Genomic DNA, 15,853 nt, shown 5'->3' with positions numbered 1-15,853 from the left:
AGTAGATGCTTAAATAAGAGCCTTTTATGCATCCTGCATCATTTTAATTAACTCCTGCATGGCTCTAGATTGAGTACGTGCAGGATGCCAAACCATACCTAATTGACGATTCATCTCAACATTTAAGTCAAGCTGCTGCATATCCTGATTCAATAGAGTTTTTGGTAAAACTGACCAACCCAAACCAATCGACACCAACATGCGAATAGACTCAAGAGGGTTATTGCTCATGGTAATTTTTGGTTTAAGTCCTTGTTTTTCAAACTCAGCTAAAGTGATTTGAGCAGTATAAGTTTGTGCAGCGGGTAATAAGCTTGGATATTCAATTAAGTCTTGTAAGGTGAGATTCTTTTTTTGCGCCAACGGATGAAAAGGGGCAGCAACAAAAACTAAAGGATCATTCCAAATTGTAATGTAGTTAAGACGCTCATCTCCTGAAGGAGGAAGCGTTAAAAATGCGAGTTCTAAATCACCAGCCAATACTTGTTCATGGGCTTGCTCTGAATCAACAAAATGCACATCTAAAGTAACCTGAGGAAATTGTTGAACAAAATGCTTAAGTGGTGCAGGTAAATGATGCAAACCAATATGATGACTTGTACCGACTTTTAAGCGGCCTTGTACCTGAGTTTGTTCATGGCTAAGCGTATGGTGAATATCACCCAGCTCATTTAACCAGTTTTTAACTTTAGGTAGTAATGAATGTGCAGCATGAGTTGCCTGAACACCACGCCCTGCAGATTCAAATAGTTTTACGCCAAAATATTCTTCTAAGCTATGAATTCTTTTGGTAACAGCAGGTTGAGTAATAAATAACTGATCTGCTGCCACAGAGATAGACCCTGTTTCCATAACTTTTACAAAAGCTTCAAAGGCTGCAAGATTCATAATACAACTCAACTTGGAATAGAAAAATCGAGGGGCTAAAGTTGCCGAGCCAAAATCGTATCATGCTTGCAGCAAAACGAGTGAGAAAGTTGCGAATTACCGCACTAATCTTAGCCTAAGCTGTTGTTTCTTTTTCAGCTAAGGCTGATACGCGGCGATCTTTAGCAGCCCAAACTTTTTCATGGAAGAAAAAAGCAAAAGCTTGTACGGTTGGTTCAAGCATACTTAATGTTAAAGCCATCCAGATATTACCTGTTACAAAGTATGCAACTAGCATTGCTACAGTAATATGCATAATGTAATAGCTTAAGGTTTTCTTTAAGGTACGTTGATTATTTATAACGAATTTTTGGATATTAGCCATGATCATTCTCTTTAGCCACTTTAGATATTTTTAGTATAGGCATTAGAGTATAAGATTAAAAATTGATTATGCAAATGATAATCATTAGCAAAAACGATTTATTAAATTTGATGCACCTTATGGAAGTTATAATTTATTCCAAAAAGTTTTCTAATTTATAAAAATGATAAATTAGATTTATGTGAAACTCTGGCTATAATCGAATAAAGATCAGAATTACCCAGTCCAATGGAGCAAGACGACATGGCAGGCAAAACTTTATATGACAAATTGTGGGATGACCACGTTGTTTCACAGCGTGATGATGGCTCATGTTTACTATACATTGACCGTCATTTATTGCATGAAGTGACTAGTCCACAAGCATTTGAAGGGTTGCAACTTGCGGATCGTCAACCATGGCGTTTAAGTGCAAACGTTGCTACACCAGACCACAACGTTCCAACATCTAAAAAGGAACGTGACCAAGGCATCGCTGGTATTGAAGATGATACATCTCGTATTCAAGTTCAAACTTTAGATGACAACTGTAAAGCCTTTAATATTGTTGAGTTTAGTATTAATGATATTCGTCAGGGGATTGTGCATGTAGTTGGGCCTGAACAGGGCTTGACCTTACCGGGCATGACGGTCGTATGTGGCGATTCACATACAGCAACTCACGGTGCTTTTGGTTGCTTGGCGCATGGTATTGGAACATCTGAAGTTGAACATGTGTTAGCAACACAATGTTTGATCCAGAAAAAGTCTAAAAACATGTTAGTTCGTGTAGATGGCGTATTGGGTAAAGGCGTAACACCAAAAGATGTTGTGTTGGCCATTATCGGTAAAATTGGTACTGCTGGTGGTACAGGCTATGCAATCGAATTCGGTGGCCAAGTTTTCCGTGATATGTCGATTGAAGGGCGTATGACGGTATGTAACATGGCGATTGAAGCAGGTGCTCGTGTCGGTATGGTTGCAGTTGATGACAAAACTATTGAATACGTGAAAGGTCGTAGCTATGCACCAAAAGGTGAGCAATGGGAACAAGCAGTTGCTTACTGGAACACATTGCATTCAGATGAAGATGCTGTGTTTGATGCTGTAGTTGAGTTAAATGGCGCAGAAATTGAACCACAAGTATCTTGGGGAACTTCACCAGAAATGGTTATTCCAGTTACTGAAGCTGTGCCAACTTTAGAACAAGCGAAAGATGACGTACAACGTAATGACTGGACACGTGCTTATCAATATATGGGTTTAAATGCAGGTCAGGCATTAGCTGATATTCAGCTTGATCGTGTCTTTATTGGTTCTTGTACGAACTCTCGTATTGAAGATATTCGTGCTGCGGCTGAGGTGGTTAAGGGCCGTAAAGTGGCATCTACCATTAAGCAAGCTATGATTGTTCCGGGGTCTGGTTTAGTTAAACAACAGGCAGAAAAAGAAGGCTTAGATAAAATCTTCTTGGAAGCTGGTTTTGAATGGCGCGAACCGGGTTGTTCAATGTGTTTAGCAATGAATGCTGATAAGTTGCAACCGGGTGAACATTGTGCATCAACCTCTAATCGTAACTTTGAAGGTCGTCAAGGCAATGGCGGTCGCACTCACTTGGTGAGCCCGGCAATGGCGGCAGCGGCTGCAATCGCAGGTCACTTTGTTGATGTTCGTTCATTTTAATTCGGTCTGGAGCAAACCATGAAAGCTTATACAGTTGAACAAGGTATCGTTGCACCATTAGATCGTGCCAATGTTGATACAGATTTAATTATTCCAAAACAGTTTTTAAAGTCGATTAAGCGCACTGGTTTTGGCGACAATTTATTTGATGAGCTTCGTTATTTAGACGAAGGCTATCCGGGACAAGACAATTCAGTACGTCCAAAAAATCCGGACTTTGTTTTAAACCAGCCTCGTTATCAAGGAGCAACTGTTTTGATTGCTCGTACTAACTTTGGTTGTGGTTCAAGTCGTGAGCATGCGCCTTGGGCATTAAATGAATATGGATTCCGTACCGTTATTGCACCAAGCTTTGCTGATATTTTCTTTAATAACTGTTTTAAAAATGGCATGTTACCTGTCATTTTGCCAGAAGAAACAGTTGAGCAGTTATTTAAAGAATGTGCTGCTAATGAGGGATATCAATTAACAATTGATTTAGCGGCTCAAGAAGTACGTACGCCAACAGGTGAAGCGTTTAAATTTGAAGTTGATCCATTTCGTAAGCACTGCTTGTTAAATGGATTGGATGATATTGGTTTAACTCTTCAAAATGCGGACGCAATTCGCGCTTATGAAGAAAAAACTAAACAAGTTCGTCCTTGGGTATTCCAAGAGTTGAATTAACCTTTCGGTACATTTTAAACATAGCCATGGCGTAGCGTTCAAACTCTTGCTAACATGCTAAAGCATAAAAACACCTTAGAATTATGCACTAGATGAGGATTGGGCTTGAACAATGAAGAGGAACGTTACTCATAGCTTTTTGTTGAGCCTGTGCGCAATAACACTCAGTGCTTGTCAAAGCACTTACAATGTAGTGGATACTGTCCGCATTAAGCAGGCTGAACAAGAAAATTTGGGGCAGAATGCAGCAATATATTGTTCGGGCGCGAAGAGTTGTGAATTTGAACGACTAAATGATATTACTGTAGTGGATGCGCAAACACGAAGAATTAGTAATCAGGCAATTCATCAAGGGATTGTGAGATTACAAGGTTCAGTGCTTAGCCAAACTAACAGCTTATATTTATCAGTGCCTGCTAAACAATATGAAGTGGTGATTCGTTTCTATCCGATCTCTCCGGATCGTGCAGAAACATTTCATGTGATTCACCAGTTTAATGCTAACCATCGCTATACATTTAAAATGTACCGAGACAAATCTAACCGTTCGGGTAGTTTGCTGAATGTTTCTGTACCAGATCCATTATGTGTCGATTTAGAACAAGATGGGCATGTCATTCGCCGTTTTTGTCGACCATTTGATGTTACAACAGGACTAGGTGAATTCCTTGAGCAGAAAAAACTAACACCGCGGTAGTTGTAGCACTGCTTGTCTTTGGAAAATGGAAAAAGTTCATGTCTAAACAGATTTTAATTTTAGCTGGTGATGGTATTGGTCCTGAAATTGTTGGGGCGGCAGAAAAAGTATTAAATACAGTAAATGAAAAATTTAATTTATCGTTAACTTGGGAACATGGCTTATTAGGCGGCGCGGCAATTGATGCGCATGGTGAACCGTACCCAGCAGTAACAAGTGAACAAGCAAAAAAAGCTGATGCAATTTTATTAGGTGCGGTAGGCGGACCAAAATGGGACACCATTGAGCGTTCTATTCGCCCTGAACGTGGTCTTTTAAAAATTCGTAGTGAACTTAACTTGTTTGCTAACTTGCGCCCAGCGATTTTATATCCGCAATTAGCAGATGCTTCGAGCTTAAAGCCTGAAATTGTTGCTGGCTTAGATATTTTAATTGTTCGTGAATTGACTGGCGGTATCTATTTCGGTCAGCCACGTGGTATCCGTGAACTCGAAAACGGTGAAAAACAAGGTTATAACACCGACGTTTACTCTGAAAGCGAAATTAAGCGTATTGCAAAAGTAGCTTTTGAACTTGCAGGCTTACGTGGTGGAAAGGTTTGTTCTGTAGATAAAGCTAACGTTTTGGAAGTTACAGAGCTTTGGAAACAAACAGTCACTGATTTACAGCAAGCAAATTATTCAAATATTCAGCTTTCACATATGTATGTTGATAACGCTGCTATGCAACTTGTACGTGCGCCGAAGCAGTTCGACGTGATCGTAACTGGTAACTTGTTTGGTGACATTTTATCTGATGAAGCAGCAATGCTTACAGGTTCAATCGGCATGTTGCCATCGGCTTCGTTAGATGAAAATGGCAAAGGTATGTATGAGCCTTGCCATGGTTCTGCACCTGATATCGCGGGTCAAAATGTGGCAAACCCATTAGCAACTATTCTTTCAGTTGCAATGATGCTTCGCTACACATTCCGTGAAGAAGCTGCTGCAAAAGCAATTGAAGATGCAGTAGGTCAAGTGCTTGATCAAGGTTTGCGGACAGCAGATATTATGTCTGAAGGTATGACAAAAGTAGGTACGGCTGAAATGGGTGAGGCTGTTGTAGCTGCTCTTGCTTAAAAGCTTATTATAAAAAAACGCAGCATTGAGCTGCGTTTTTTTGTGCTGATGTCTTAGCAGGCTTTACCCTCATATTGAATTGACTCGGCAATGTCATTTTTAAGCTGGAAAATCACTTTGCAATTGAAATTAATATCATAAGAATTACCGCTCAGATTTCCTGATTGGACAGGAATAGAGCTTCCTCTCATATCAACATTACTCACCATCGGAATTGGAATGCTTAAAGGACGCAAAATCGTATAGATGAGCTGATTGGATGTTTTTTGCGGTGTATTGGCGACTTGAAAACCAAGACTAGGTAGATTGATATCTTGTTGAATGGTCGCAGAGGATTTACCTAAAAAGCCTTTTAAATATTCCTGTAAATCTACGGATTGACGTGGGTGGCTAGCACAACCGTTAAGACAAATAATGATGAAAGATAATAAGCCAATTTGGCAGCGGGTATATATGTTCATTTTTCTCACTATATAAAATTATATTTATTATTAAAGAACAATAGGTTGTATTTACAAGCTTGTAAAGTGAAAAAGGAGGATTATGATAAATGGAAGGTAAATTTGTCTTTCGATTTATCAATTACATCCGAACTACTTTAATAATAATTTTATAGAAAACTTAAGGACGAATAGTATGAGAAAAATATTTTTTGCTTTTTTATGCAGCTTTGGCGTGACTTCAGTCTATGCAGATAACTGTGATAGTGCCCGCAATACTTACGATGATGTTTACTGTACAAATAAAATTTATGCGAGTGCTGATGCTGATCTGAATAAGAATTATCAAGCACTGCGAGTAAAGTTAAACACCGCGCAGAAAAATATTCTTAAGAAGTCTCAGCTTGCATGGATACGTCAACGTGATGCCGAGTGTACAGATTCAAATAGGAATAGTGTAGACGTGCAATGTCGTTTACAGACAACGCAAGAAAGAAACCATTGGCTGCAAGAAAGATTGCGTGAATGCCAAACGGTGGGATGTAAAACCAGTCGCTTAAGTGAATAAATAACGCAATAAAAAAGCCACATCATAAAGTGGCTTTTTTGCATTCACTAATTAGCGAGCACGGTACGTAATACGACCTTTAGTTAAGTCATATGGAGTCATTTCGACTTTTACACTGTCGCCAGTAAGAATACGAATATAGTGTTTACGCATTTTACCAGAAATGTGTGCAATAACTTCGTGACCGTTTTCAAGACGTACACGGAACATCGTATTAGGAAGCGTTTCGGTGACAACGCCTTCGAACTCAATGAGTTCCTCTTTATTGGCCATAGCCTACCTGATGATCAAATTGGAAAGGCGCAAATTATAGTCAATTTTTTTAAAAAAAACAAGATAGACACACTTCTGCTAAAGCATCTGGTTAAAGTATGACTAATAAAAAAAGATGTAATTTTTTTCACAAAAGAAGTGTAATTCTGTTGTCAGTTTGGTCAATCAACGCTAATCTAAAATCATAGTTATTAGGGACTGTTAATTGCATAAAGGTCAACAGCCCTAAATATCAATGAAGTATCTACATGGAAGGGCACTGCGTGGGTCAGCTAACAGATGCATCAGTTGTATTACGCTTTGGCTACCAAGCGATTCGTCGTGCGGGTTTGCCAACAGAAGAAATATTAACCAAAGCGGGAGTTGCTTTAAATCAGGTCGATACCAATGCACGTACACCGTTAAGTGCACAGTACGCCTTTTGGACTGCCGCTCAGGAAGTCAGTAAAGATCCAGACATCGGTCTGCATTTAGGTGAGCATTTGCCTTTGTATCGAGGGCAGGTGATTGAACATCTATTTATTAGTAGTGAAACCTTTGGTGAAGGCTTAAAACGAGCCTTAGCTTATCAACGACTGATTAGTGATGCATTTGATGCAAAACTAGTAGTTGAAGAAGGACGTTGTTATTTAACCAATGGTGAACAGATTGGTGCTGACAATCTCGTCAATCGTCATTTTTCTGAATGTGCAATTTCGGGCGTGCTTAGATTTTTTAAGTTCATTACTGAAGGACAATTTCATCCTATCTTCATCGATTTTAATTTTAGCGAAGGAGCTTCTGAGGATGAATATTTCCGTGTATTTGGCTGCCCAGTTAGCTTAGGTCAGAAAGAGACACGTTTATATTTTGACCCAGCTATTTTAGATTTCCAGCTTTGGCAAGCAGAGCCTGAGTTATTGCAATTGCATGAGCAGCTCGCAATTGAGAAATTGCAGGAATTGGCCCGTTATGATTTAGTGGGTGAGGTTCGTCGTGCGATTGGTTCGACACTTGAAAGTGGAGAAACAACTTTAGAGACGGTTGCTGCTCAGTTGAATATTACGCCGCGTCGTTTACGCACTCAGCTCAGTGAGGCAAATACCAGCTTCCAGCAAATACTTTCTGACTATCGTTGTCGTTTAGCTAAAAAACTTTTGGCAAATACCAATGAGAGTGTTGAACGTATTGTGTATTTAACAGGTTTCTCTGAACCAAGTACGTTCTATCGTGCATTTAAGCGTTGGACGAATGAAACACCTGTGGAATACCGTAAGCGTAAACAACACCGTTAATTTATTCTATGTCATGACGGAGTCGTGCCATTGAGGCTTTAATAATTGGATTGGCTTTCAGCTAGAGTTACTTTTCTTTCGGGATGAAGAGCGCAAAGCTTGTGACATGGTAAAGAATAATCATTCTTACCGTGTCACAAGATGAAAAATGTATTGAACTACGCACTTCGTTTGTCTTGCACTGCAGTTAAAGTACACTTTAACCTTGTTCAGGTTGCGTATGACTTTGTCGCGTATCTTATTTAATGCTTAATTTTGATACTGAGTTTTAAATATTTTAATCTGGTAAGTTTAGCCAATGTGGCCCAAGTGGTGGCTGCGGTAAATCAAACTGCTCAGGATAATTACACTGAATAAAATAAAGGCCATCGGGTGGGGCAGTTACCCCAGCTGCCTTACGATCCTGTGCCGCAAACATTGCATCGATATGATCAATTTCATACATACCTTGACCAATTTCGAGTAAGCAACCGACAATATTACGCACCATATGGTGTAAAAAACCATCTGCTTGAATATCTAAAACTAAATAGCGTCCATGTTCAAATAAACGGCAATGTTTTACATGTCGAACAGGCTGGCTTGATTGGCATGCTGCTGCACGGAAAGTTTCAAAGTTATGCGTTCCTTCGAACTTACTAGCAGCTTTAATCATCTTTTGCACGTCTAGCTTTTGGTAAATGTGCGTAACTTGCTTATGTAATAGTGCTGGGCGATGCGGTGCGTTATAGATGATATAGCGGTAACGTCGGGCAGTCGCTTTAAAGCGGGCATGAAAACTTTCATCCATCAGTTTAATCCACTGAATAGAAATATCTTTAGGTAGTTGACTATTTGCCCCTCTTAACCACCCCGTTTCTGGACGAATAGCGTTCGTGTCGAAGTGTGCCACCATATTCGTTGCATGTACTCCCGCATCAGTACGGCCCGCACCGTGAAGTGTAATGGGTTCATCTGCAATTTTACTCAGTACACGCTCGATCGTTTCCTGAACGCTGGCAACGCCTGGCTGTTGTGTTTGCCAACCTCGGTATTGAACTCCGCTAAATTCAATACCGACTGCATAACGTTGCATAGCTTCACCTCTATTTAATGCTAATTTTCATTCCAATGGCTGAGCCATTGTTCTGGGGTTGGGTATTTTAAATAGATTTGAAGTGCTTTTGCATAGAGATCTGCATGGCTATGTGCATCACTGATGACAATTTTTGCAGTTTTGGCCCATGCACTAATCGCATAACGTTGATCAATACCACCGAATGTTACCTGAGTGGTAAGAATTGGAACACAGCCACGTGTGTAAAGCTCATCTAATGTTGCAAGTAATTCTTGGTTTACTGCAATATTGCCAGTACCAAAACCTTGTAACACTAAAAAGTGTGGTGGGGCTGAAAGTAAGTGGCGTAATTGTTGTACTAAGTGCTGTGTTGCAATGGGTTGCATCATCCAGTTTAAAATCTGGAAGGAAGCAGCTCGTTCAATTTGGGCATCTTGTACGATCAATTCATTTTGCTGAGGCGTAAACTCAGCTTCACTACTTAACCCTGAGAATGCATCGAGTTCAGTCGTATGCGTTTTTAATGCAGTCTGCGCGTGGAATACTTGATGGTGGAATGCGAGATAAGCACCCACAGGTAAAGCAATCACTTGTTCTAGTGCAAGATATAAGTTCTCAATTGCATCAGTAAATTCACGGGTATTATCGCCTTGAATATTGAGTAGCGGATATTGACTACCGGTAATCACAATATGACAGCTTTGGCCTAAAAAGCGGGCTAGGGTTGCAGCCGCGTAACTGAGCGTGTCTGTACCATGAATAACAACGAAATGCTGATAACCTTCAAGTTGTAGTTGTTGTATACGTTGAATCAGGCGTAACCAATCAGGTGCCGTGCATGCACTGCTATCAACAATATTGGGTGCAGCAAAGCAGTCAACTGTTAAGTGTGGGGGAATCACTTTTTCAAGTTGAGGCAAGAATTGCTCATAAGGCATAGGAGCTAGAGGTTCACCAATGCAACCAAAAGTACCACCCATATAAAATAAGGCTATTTTTTTCATATTTTTGCAGGCATAAAAAAGCAGTCATCTCTGACTGCTTATGGTAAATCGAACAGTTCTAAGAAGCTATGCGATTAAGTAAGTTTTTCGCGCGTTGTTGTTGTTCTGTGTTGAATTTTTGCTCATTGCTTGCCAATAAGGCTTGAGCTGCTGGGTAGGCTCCTAACTTGATGTATTGCTCAGCTAGTTTTAAATCAAGTTCATTTTCATCTAACTGTTTTAATTCTGGAAAAGCTTCTACAAGGGGATCTTTAGTTTGATCTGGGGTAGTTTCTTCGCCTACTAGGTCTACAAGGTTTTGAGTTTCAATCTCTGGTGCTGTAACTAATACAGGCTCGTCTAGCGAAAACTCAAGAGGGGCTATTGAATTCGACTCTAATGGAGCTTGTTCTACGAGTTGAAGCTCATCTAATGATGAGATCTGTTCATTAGGTTTTACTTCTGGATTTTCATGGGTTAATTCAAGATTAAAATCCAAAGCATTGGTGTTCTCTTGAGCTGCTGGTGCCGCTACTGTCTGGTTTTTTTCCTCAGATTCATGCAGAGGTGCCAAGTCAAAAGAAAACTCTAGGTCAGTTAGCTCATTTGTTTGTTGAGATGGCGATAACTCTGATTTCTGTGTTGGTTGGCTGGTACTTTCGGTAGTCGTGGTTTGCTCAAATGAAAAGTTAAACTCTAAAAGTTCAACTTCAACAGCAGGTTCTTGCTTTACAGGGGTATAGTCTTGCTGCAATTCATCAAAAGAAGTTTCAGAAGAACTTGTTGTTAATTGGTCAAACTGAGCTGTTGCATCAGATATATTTTTTGGCTCTTGGTATGTTTGAGCGTGAGGGAAATCGATCGCATCTGGTTGTCTTGATGACTCATATTCTTTTTGTCTGGCTTCTGCTTGAATGGCTATTTCATTGAGCGCTAAGCTACGAATATGGCTAATCAGTTGAGTTATTGCAAACTCATCTTTTTGTGCAATATGAATCTCAAGTAGCAATAAATAAAGTTCGTGTTGCGTATTATCTTTTTTTAGCGCTTGATTGACTTGAGCTTCAGCGGCTGAGAATTGTTTTTCTTGAATAAGTAGCTGAATCTTCTGACGAACAGTGTCTGGAACAGGACTGCTTTGTGGAGTAGAGGGAATAGATTCTTCAACTACATTTACTTTAGTTTTTTCACGCGAGTTTTTACTTGGTTTAGAGTTCGCTTTTTTATTGGTTTTTCTATTTATTGTTTTAGGGGAATTCGACTCTTGCTTCTGGCTATTTTCGCGTTTTTTTAAAATGACAGCGACCACGAGCAATATGATGAATGGAATCACATATAACATTACTTTCCCCTTAAAAAATAAATATTTGCAATATAAAGCGAGCTGACTCTGGTTTTAACTTAATGCTTTTGCTTATGAGTCTGTTGCTGTGCTTGTAACTGCTGTTGTAACTCTGCCAAACGTGCATTCAGAAGTTGAATACGTTGGTCTTTTAAACGTAAAGTTTGATTTAGTTTGGTTACATTCCTTTGTAATGTAACGGTTTTTTCTCTTGTTGTCATAACTTTTACTGCTAACTCAGTATTGTTTTGACTTTGTTGTGTGCTCTTTTTAGCACTTCCATGCGTAGTATTTTGACTGTTTTCAGCCACAATACTCATTTCGGCTTGTTGTAAACGGTATTTTGCTTTGCCAGAAGTTGATTTTGCAGTATGTGCGATATCTGTTTTTGACTTGTTTTGCTGAGGTTTAGCAGCAGGAGAGTGAGCTAGGTTAAGTGCGATTCCCTGACGCAAACGATTTACATCACCTTGAATAAAAGCATGTCGGTTTTGTGTTTGAATATCATGCATGACTTTCGCAACAGGTTGTTTTGTTTTCGCGGCAATACGATTAGCAATGCTCCATAAAGACTCATTTCGCTGTACCACATATTTACCTGATGATGTTGGTCCTTTGTAGGAACGTAACGATTGTTTCTTCGCAGGATTTTGGTTAAGCGCTTTTTGAGGTACAGATTTCTTTTGCGCTGTTAAATTTTTGACCGGAGTTTTTGGTGAATTATTTGTAGGTGTCTTAGCGCTGGTTGGTTTAATTTCTGTCTGATCTGGGGTAGTAGCTGCTGTAACTTGTTGAGCAAGTTGAGTAGAAGAATTTGCACTAAGTGTATTGGATGAATTTGTGTTTATTGCTGGAGCTGTTCCAACGTTAATATTAAGACTGTGTTCACCATTCGAATTATTTGTAGTTGAGGCCGAAGTTGGTGATGCATATCGAGTACTTTCTGGCAGATTTAGAGCAATGTCTTTTTCATTGACAATAAACTGAGGTGACAAAGTACTTTCGTTATTTTCAGTCTTTTTTATAGAAGAAGGCTTAATTACGGTTTTGATATGCTGCAAACGTGTAGCAGAACCTTCACTAATTTTTACTACAATATTTAGTTCAGGATCAATCACAGGGCGAGATGAGGTAATCACAATAACCCCTGAGCCTTGACCGTTTTGGCGTGTATAAAAATTAAGATTTCCGGGCGGCTGATGAGTTACGCCTAACGCGCTTAAATCTTCAGGAGTCGCTAGACTGACTTGTATATTGGTGTTGGGGTCAGCTTGTTGAAAATTCATTTCGGCATATAACAAATCGCCAGGTGCGGACTGAATTTGTATAGGGTCTAATGTAATCGCATAAATAGAAGGCGAAGACATAATGGTGAAAATGGCAATTTTTAATTTGTTATAAACAGTCATCTCAATCCATGACCTAATAAGTCGTAAAGTCATTCAAAATTATACAATAATGAAATGTAAATAAATTGTAAAATTTTCACAAACCAGTTACGAAAAAGCCGATCTAATGTGATCGGCTTTTTATTTTGACTGAATAATTCAAATCAAATTATGAGCTTTTGTATTCAACTAAGATGCGTAACATACGACGTAAAGGCTCAGCAGCACCCCAGAGTAACTGGTCACCCACTGTAAATGCACCTAGATATTCTTTACCCATGTTGAGTTTACGTAGACGACCTACAGGCACAGTTAAAGTACCAGTTACAGCAACAGGTGTAAGATCAGTCATAGACGCTTCACGAGTGTTTGGTACAACTTTCGCCCATTGGTTTGAAGTACGAATCATATCTTCGATTTCATCAAGCGGCACATCTTTCTTCAACTTGATAGTAAGCGCCTGAGAGTGGCAACGCATCGCACCAATACGGACACAGTGGCCGTCGATAGGAACAATTTGTGAGTTACCCAAGATCTTGTTGGTTTCAACCTGACCTTTCCACTCTTCTTTTGATTGACCGTTTTCAAGTTGCTTATCAATGTAAGGAATTAATGAACCCGCTAATGGCACACCAAAGTTAGCAGATGGGAAACCTTCACCACGTTGTAACTCAGCAACTTGACGATCAATATCCAAAATTGCAGATTTAGGATCATCTAACAATGTTTTGGTATTGTTATATAAGTAGCCCATACCAGTAATTAGCTCACGCATGTTTTGTGCGCCAGCGCCTGATGCTGCTTGATAAGTCATAGCAGTCATCCACTCCACCAAATTGTTTTGGAAAAGTGAACCTACACCCATCAACATAAGTGATACTGTACAGTTACCACCTACGAAAGTTTTGGTGCCGTTAACCAATCCGTCTTTGATGACGTTAAGGTTTACTGGGTCAAGAACGATGATCGCATCATCTGACATACGTAAAGTTGAAGCTGCGTCAATCCAGTAGCCATCCCAACCAGTCGCTTTTAACTGTGGGAAAACTTCAGACGTATAGTCACCACCTTGACAGGTAATAATGACATCCATTTGCTTCAGACTATTAATGTCTGTAGCTTCCATAAGTGCTGGGGCAGTCTTACCACCAAATGAAGGAGCTTCACCACCTGCATTACTGGTAGAGAAATAAAATGGCTCAATATGAGCAAAATCATTCTCTTCAACCATACGTTGCATAAGGACGGAACCGACCATCCCGCGCCAACCGACCAGACCTACTTTCATGTCATTTTGCCTCGGTGCGTTAAAATTGTTAGGGGGAGTTGAGTGTATCAAAAGTGTCCACAACTGCAAGCGTTACAGAAACAAAACACCATCTTTATTGAGTAGAATATCTTGTTTATGTTACATACAAAATTGATAAAGATGACAAAAACTTTAAAAAACAAATCATCTTAAAAGAGAAAATTCAATGATTTATATCGAAGTTCTAGCTGGTCTGGTGATTTGGTTAAGTTTCTGGTCACTTATTCCTCGTGATGAGTGGTGGTTTCGTGGTGCCGACTTCCCTCGGTTGCAGATTCTATTTGTTGGTCTTTTAGCCTTTATAGGAATGCTGTTTTGGCCCACTGAATGGAATCTCTGGCGTGAAGTCGTGCTGGCTGCGCTCATTGCTGCCATTGCCTATCAGCTTAAAATGATTTTGCCCTATACTTTGTTTTGGAAAAAACAGGTTAAACAGGTGAAGACATCTCAATTAGATCCACAAAAGCAGATTTCCTTAATTGTATCGAATGTGCTCACTCCTAATGATAAGTATCATTTATTGCTTGAACAGATCAGGACATTAAAACCAGATTTGCTGCTTACATTGGAAAGCGATACGACATGGGAAAATGCTTTAAGAGAGATTGAAAGTGACTATCCTTATCGCGTTCCTGTACCTTTAGATAACCTCTACGGTATGCATTTATATAGTCGTTTACCTTTATCAAATACTGAAGTTAAATTTATTCTCAGTGATGAAATTCCCTCCATTCATACCACCGTGACTTTACGATCTGGTATGCCAGTTCAACTCTATTGTTTGCATCCTAAGCCACCTAGTCCAACTGAGGCGAAGGATTCGACTTTACGCGATGCTGAACTTTTAATTGTGGGCGACCAAATTAAAGATCTAGATGAAAGCTGTATTGTGATGGGCGATTTAAACGATGTAGCATGGTCACGTACTACACGGTTATTTCAACGAATTAGTGGATTACTTGACCCGCGTGTTGGACGACATTTTATTAATACTTTTCATGCGGACTATCCTTTATTGCGCTGGTCACTTGACCATATTTTCCATAGTACCGATTTCGGTTTGGTGAAGATGCAGCGTTTACCTCATGTTGGATCTGATCATTTTCCTGTCTATGTGGTTTTGCAGACTGGTCGAATATTTGAGCATATTCAACAGGAACTGGAACAAACTCAAGATGATGAAGAAGAGGCGCAAAGAGCCATCCAAGAAGGAATTGCAAAGGCTGAAGCCGAAGAAAAAGTAGTGACTGATAAAATTGCACAGCCTTATAAATAAAAAGAATATAAAAAGTGATGTAAGCAATATCGTACAAAGATTTGAGTCTAGGGCGAATAGGCAGAGGATTATAAAAACCTTATTCTACATTCATCGGCACACGGAACCGGGAATGGATAATCCCAAGTAAGGATACATAACGCTGATATGGAATAGCATCACGGATCAGATGTTGGAACGGAAACGATAAAAATAATTATTAACCTGAAAGCACAACCTCATTTACCCGAGTTTTGCAGGACGCAGAACTCGGGTTGATATTTTTATATACCTTATTAAATTTATTGCAAATCACATAAATATTTCCAAGATTATCTTATTTTTAAAATCTATTTAATTCGCGTTAAGCCTTCATAAATTTTCATGTACATCTGCGCAATTTTTAATGAAAAAAGATACAAAATTTTTTTTATCTAAGTTTTTGTTTTTATAGATTATTGATGAATAAATATAGGCTTTAATTTATTTAAAGATAAATTGGGGTTGTTTAATTAATAAATCTCAATAGAATGTGCCGATCGTTGACATGTTGGATCGTCAACAGGCAT

At 39.3% G+C, this 15,853-nt stretch carries 16 protein-coding genes; 7 read left to right on the top strand and 9 right to left on the bottom strand.

Translation table 11 applies throughout. From position 1 onward, the window contains the following. Nucleotides 1-24: 24 nt before the first annotated feature. Together J663_RS10325 and J663_RS10320 are read right to left on the bottom strand one after the other, a co-directional pair. Entirely contained in the window at nt 25-888 is an 864-nt protein-coding gene (locus J663_RS10325; RefSeq protein ID WP_005066023.1) for a LysR family transcriptional regulator, read from the bottom strand. Nucleotides 889-1,003: 115 nt separating this feature from the next. Further along, entirely contained in the window at nt 1,004-1,258 is a 255-nt protein-coding gene (locus J663_RS10320) for a DUF2061 domain-containing protein (RefSeq protein ID WP_017482004.1), read from the bottom strand. 237 nt (nt 1,259-1,495) lie between these two features. On the opposite strand from J663_RS10320, the gene leuC reads away from it, so the two are divergent. The 4 genes from leuC to leuB all read left to right on the top strand — a co-directional run bounded on the left by leuC (nt 1,496) and on the right by leuB (nt 5,395). Further along, nucleotides 1,496-2,914, top strand: coding sequence for a 3-isopropylmalate dehydratase large subunit (gene leuC, locus J663_RS10315; protein ID WP_002115007.1), 1,419 nt, complete (start codon nt 1,496-1,498; stop codon nt 2,912-2,914). 18 nt (nt 2,915-2,932) lie between these two features. Further along, complete coding sequence (gene leuD, locus J663_RS10310) at nt 2,933-3,580, top strand: 3-isopropylmalate dehydratase small subunit (protein ID WP_002114814.1); 648 nt, start codon at nt 2,933-2,935, stop codon at nt 3,578-3,580. Nucleotides 3,581-3,692: 112 nt separating this feature from the next. Beyond that, complete coding sequence (locus tag J663_RS10305; RefSeq protein WP_005066026.1) at nt 3,693-4,277, top strand: hypothetical protein; 585 nt, start codon at nt 3,693-3,695, stop codon at nt 4,275-4,277. A 38-nt stretch (nt 4,278-4,315) separates the two neighbouring features. Next, the gene (leuB, locus tag J663_RS10300; RefSeq protein WP_002114882.1) at nt 4,316-5,395 is read left to right on the top strand and encodes a 3-isopropylmalate dehydrogenase; all 1,080 of its coding nucleotides are present in this window, start codon (nt 4,316-4,318) and stop codon (nt 5,393-5,395) included. A 53-nt stretch (nt 5,396-5,448) separates the two neighbouring features. On the opposite strand, the gene J663_RS10295 is transcribed toward leuB, so the two are convergent. Further along, nucleotides 5,449-5,856 (bottom strand): hypothetical protein, encoded by a 408-nt coding sequence (locus J663_RS10295; protein WP_002115010.1) that lies wholly within the window; start codon nt 5,854-5,856, stop codon nt 5,449-5,451. Between the two features lie 175 nt (nt 5,857-6,031). Here J663_RS10295 and J663_RS10290 point away from each other — a divergent pair, with 175 nt between their 5' ends. Continuing rightward, nucleotides 6,032-6,403: a lysozyme inhibitor LprI family protein gene (locus J663_RS10290; protein ID WP_033849521.1), complete on the top strand. Its 372-nt coding sequence runs from the start codon at nt 6,032-6,034 to the stop codon at nt 6,401-6,403. A 51-nt stretch (nt 6,404-6,454) separates the two neighbouring features. Here J663_RS10290 and infA read toward each other — a convergent pair whose 3' ends face one another. Then, nucleotides 6,455-6,676 carry a translation initiation factor IF-1 gene (gene infA / locus J663_RS10285; RefSeq protein ID WP_001284370.1) on the bottom strand — a complete coding sequence of 74 codons (222 nt, stop codon included), beginning with the start codon at nt 6,674-6,676 and terminating at the stop codon, nt 6,455-6,457. 263 nt (nt 6,677-6,939) lie between these two features. Between infA and J663_RS10280 the strand changes: the two genes are divergently transcribed. Next, nucleotides 6,940-7,950 (top strand): AraC family transcriptional regulator, encoded by a 1,011-nt coding sequence (locus J663_RS10280; RefSeq protein ID WP_005066032.1) that lies wholly within the window; start codon nt 6,940-6,942, stop codon nt 7,948-7,950. Nucleotides 7,951-8,227: 277 nt separating this feature from the next. Here J663_RS10280 and truA read toward each other — a convergent pair whose 3' ends face one another. From truA to asd, 5 genes are all read right to left on the bottom strand, one after another. Beyond that, a complete protein-coding gene (gene truA, locus J663_RS10275) occupies nt 8,228-9,025 on the bottom strand; it encodes a tRNA pseudouridine(38-40) synthase TruA (protein ID WP_033849518.1) in 798 nt (265 codons plus the stop codon). Nucleotides 9,026-9,045: 20 nt separating this feature from the next. Continuing rightward, the gene (locus tag J663_RS10270) at nt 9,046-10,011 is read right to left on the bottom strand and encodes an asparaginase (protein WP_017385692.1); all 966 of its coding nucleotides are present in this window, start codon (nt 10,009-10,011) and stop codon (nt 9,046-9,048) included. A 58-nt stretch (nt 10,012-10,069) separates the two neighbouring features. Beyond that, nucleotides 10,070-11,332 (bottom strand): hypothetical protein, encoded by a 1,263-nt coding sequence (locus J663_RS10265; RefSeq protein ID WP_033849516.1) that lies wholly within the window; start codon nt 11,330-11,332, stop codon nt 10,070-10,072. A gap of 59 nt (nt 11,333-11,391) precedes the next feature. Beyond that, on the bottom strand, nt 11,392-12,741 hold the full coding sequence (locus tag J663_RS10260; RefSeq protein ID WP_033849515.1) for a FimV family protein: 1,350 nt from the start codon (nt 12,739-12,741) through the stop codon (nt 11,392-11,394). A gap of 148 nt (nt 12,742-12,889) precedes the next feature. After that, nucleotides 12,890-14,008, bottom strand: coding sequence for an aspartate-semialdehyde dehydrogenase (asd, locus tag J663_RS10255; RefSeq protein ID WP_016142294.1), 1,119 nt, complete (start codon nt 14,006-14,008; stop codon nt 12,890-12,892). A 187-nt stretch (nt 14,009-14,195) separates the two neighbouring features. Here asd and J663_RS10250 point away from each other — a divergent pair, with 187 nt between their 5' ends. Next, nucleotides 14,196-15,305, top strand: coding sequence for an endonuclease/exonuclease/phosphatase family protein (locus J663_RS10250; protein ID WP_033849514.1), 1,110 nt, complete (start codon nt 14,196-14,198; stop codon nt 15,303-15,305). Nucleotides 15,306-15,853: the final 548 nt, after the last annotated feature.

The sequence above is a fragment of the Acinetobacter sp. 826659 genome (assembly GCF_000588515.1).
In the GTDB taxonomy this organism is placed as follows: Bacteria; Pseudomonadota; Gammaproteobacteria; order Pseudomonadales; family Moraxellaceae; genus Acinetobacter; species Acinetobacter pittii.
This window is presented reverse-complemented; position numbering and strand designations above follow the sequence as displayed.

Excerpts from the sequence above, each read along its gene's own strand:
- truA (WP_033849518.1), bottom strand. The coding sequence starts at position 9,025 with ATGCAACGTTATGCAGTCGGTATTGAATTTAGCGGAGTTCAATACCGA.
- leuB (WP_002114882.1), top strand. The coding sequence starts at position 4,316 with ATGTCTAAACAGATTTTAATTTTAGCTGGTGATGGTATTGGTCCTGAA.
- J663_RS10295 (WP_002115010.1), bottom strand. The coding sequence starts at position 5,856 with ATGAACATATATACCCGCTGCCAAATTGGCTTATTATCTTTCATCATT.
- J663_RS10290 (WP_033849521.1), top strand. The coding sequence starts at position 6,032 with ATGAGAAAAATATTTTTTGCTTTTTTATGCAGCTTTGGCGTGACTTCA.
- J663_RS10325 (WP_005066023.1), bottom strand. The coding sequence starts at position 888 with ATGAATCTTGCAGCCTTTGAAGCTTTTGTAAAAGTTATGGAAACAGGG.
- J663_RS10320 (WP_017482004.1), bottom strand. The coding sequence starts at position 1,258 with ATGATCATGGCTAATATCCAAAAATTCGTTATAAATAATCAACGTACC.
- asd (WP_016142294.1), bottom strand. The coding sequence starts at position 14,008 with ATGAAAGTAGGTCTGGTCGGTTGGCGCGGGATGGTCGGTTCCGTCCTT.
- J663_RS10265 (WP_033849516.1), bottom strand. The coding sequence starts at position 11,332 with ATGTTATATGTGATTCCATTCATCATATTGCTCGTGGTCGCTGTCATT.
- J663_RS10305 (WP_005066026.1), top strand. The coding sequence starts at position 3,693 with ATGAAGAGGAACGTTACTCATAGCTTTTTGTTGAGCCTGTGCGCAATA.
- leuC (WP_002115007.1), top strand. The coding sequence starts at position 1,496 with ATGGCAGGCAAAACTTTATATGACAAATTGTGGGATGACCACGTTGTT.
- infA (WP_001284370.1), bottom strand. The coding sequence starts at position 6,676 with ATGGCCAATAAAGAGGAACTCATTGAGTTCGAAGGCGTTGTCACCGAA.
- J663_RS10270 (WP_017385692.1), bottom strand. The coding sequence starts at position 10,011 with ATGAAAAAAATAGCCTTATTTTATATGGGTGGTACTTTTGGTTGCATT.
- J663_RS10250 (WP_033849514.1), top strand. The coding sequence starts at position 14,196 with ATGATTTATATCGAAGTTCTAGCTGGTCTGGTGATTTGGTTAAGTTTC.
- leuD (WP_002114814.1), top strand. The coding sequence starts at position 2,933 with ATGAAAGCTTATACAGTTGAACAAGGTATCGTTGCACCATTAGATCGT.
- J663_RS10260 (WP_033849515.1), bottom strand. The coding sequence starts at position 12,741 with ATGACTGTTTATAACAAATTAAAAATTGCCATTTTCACCATTATGTCT.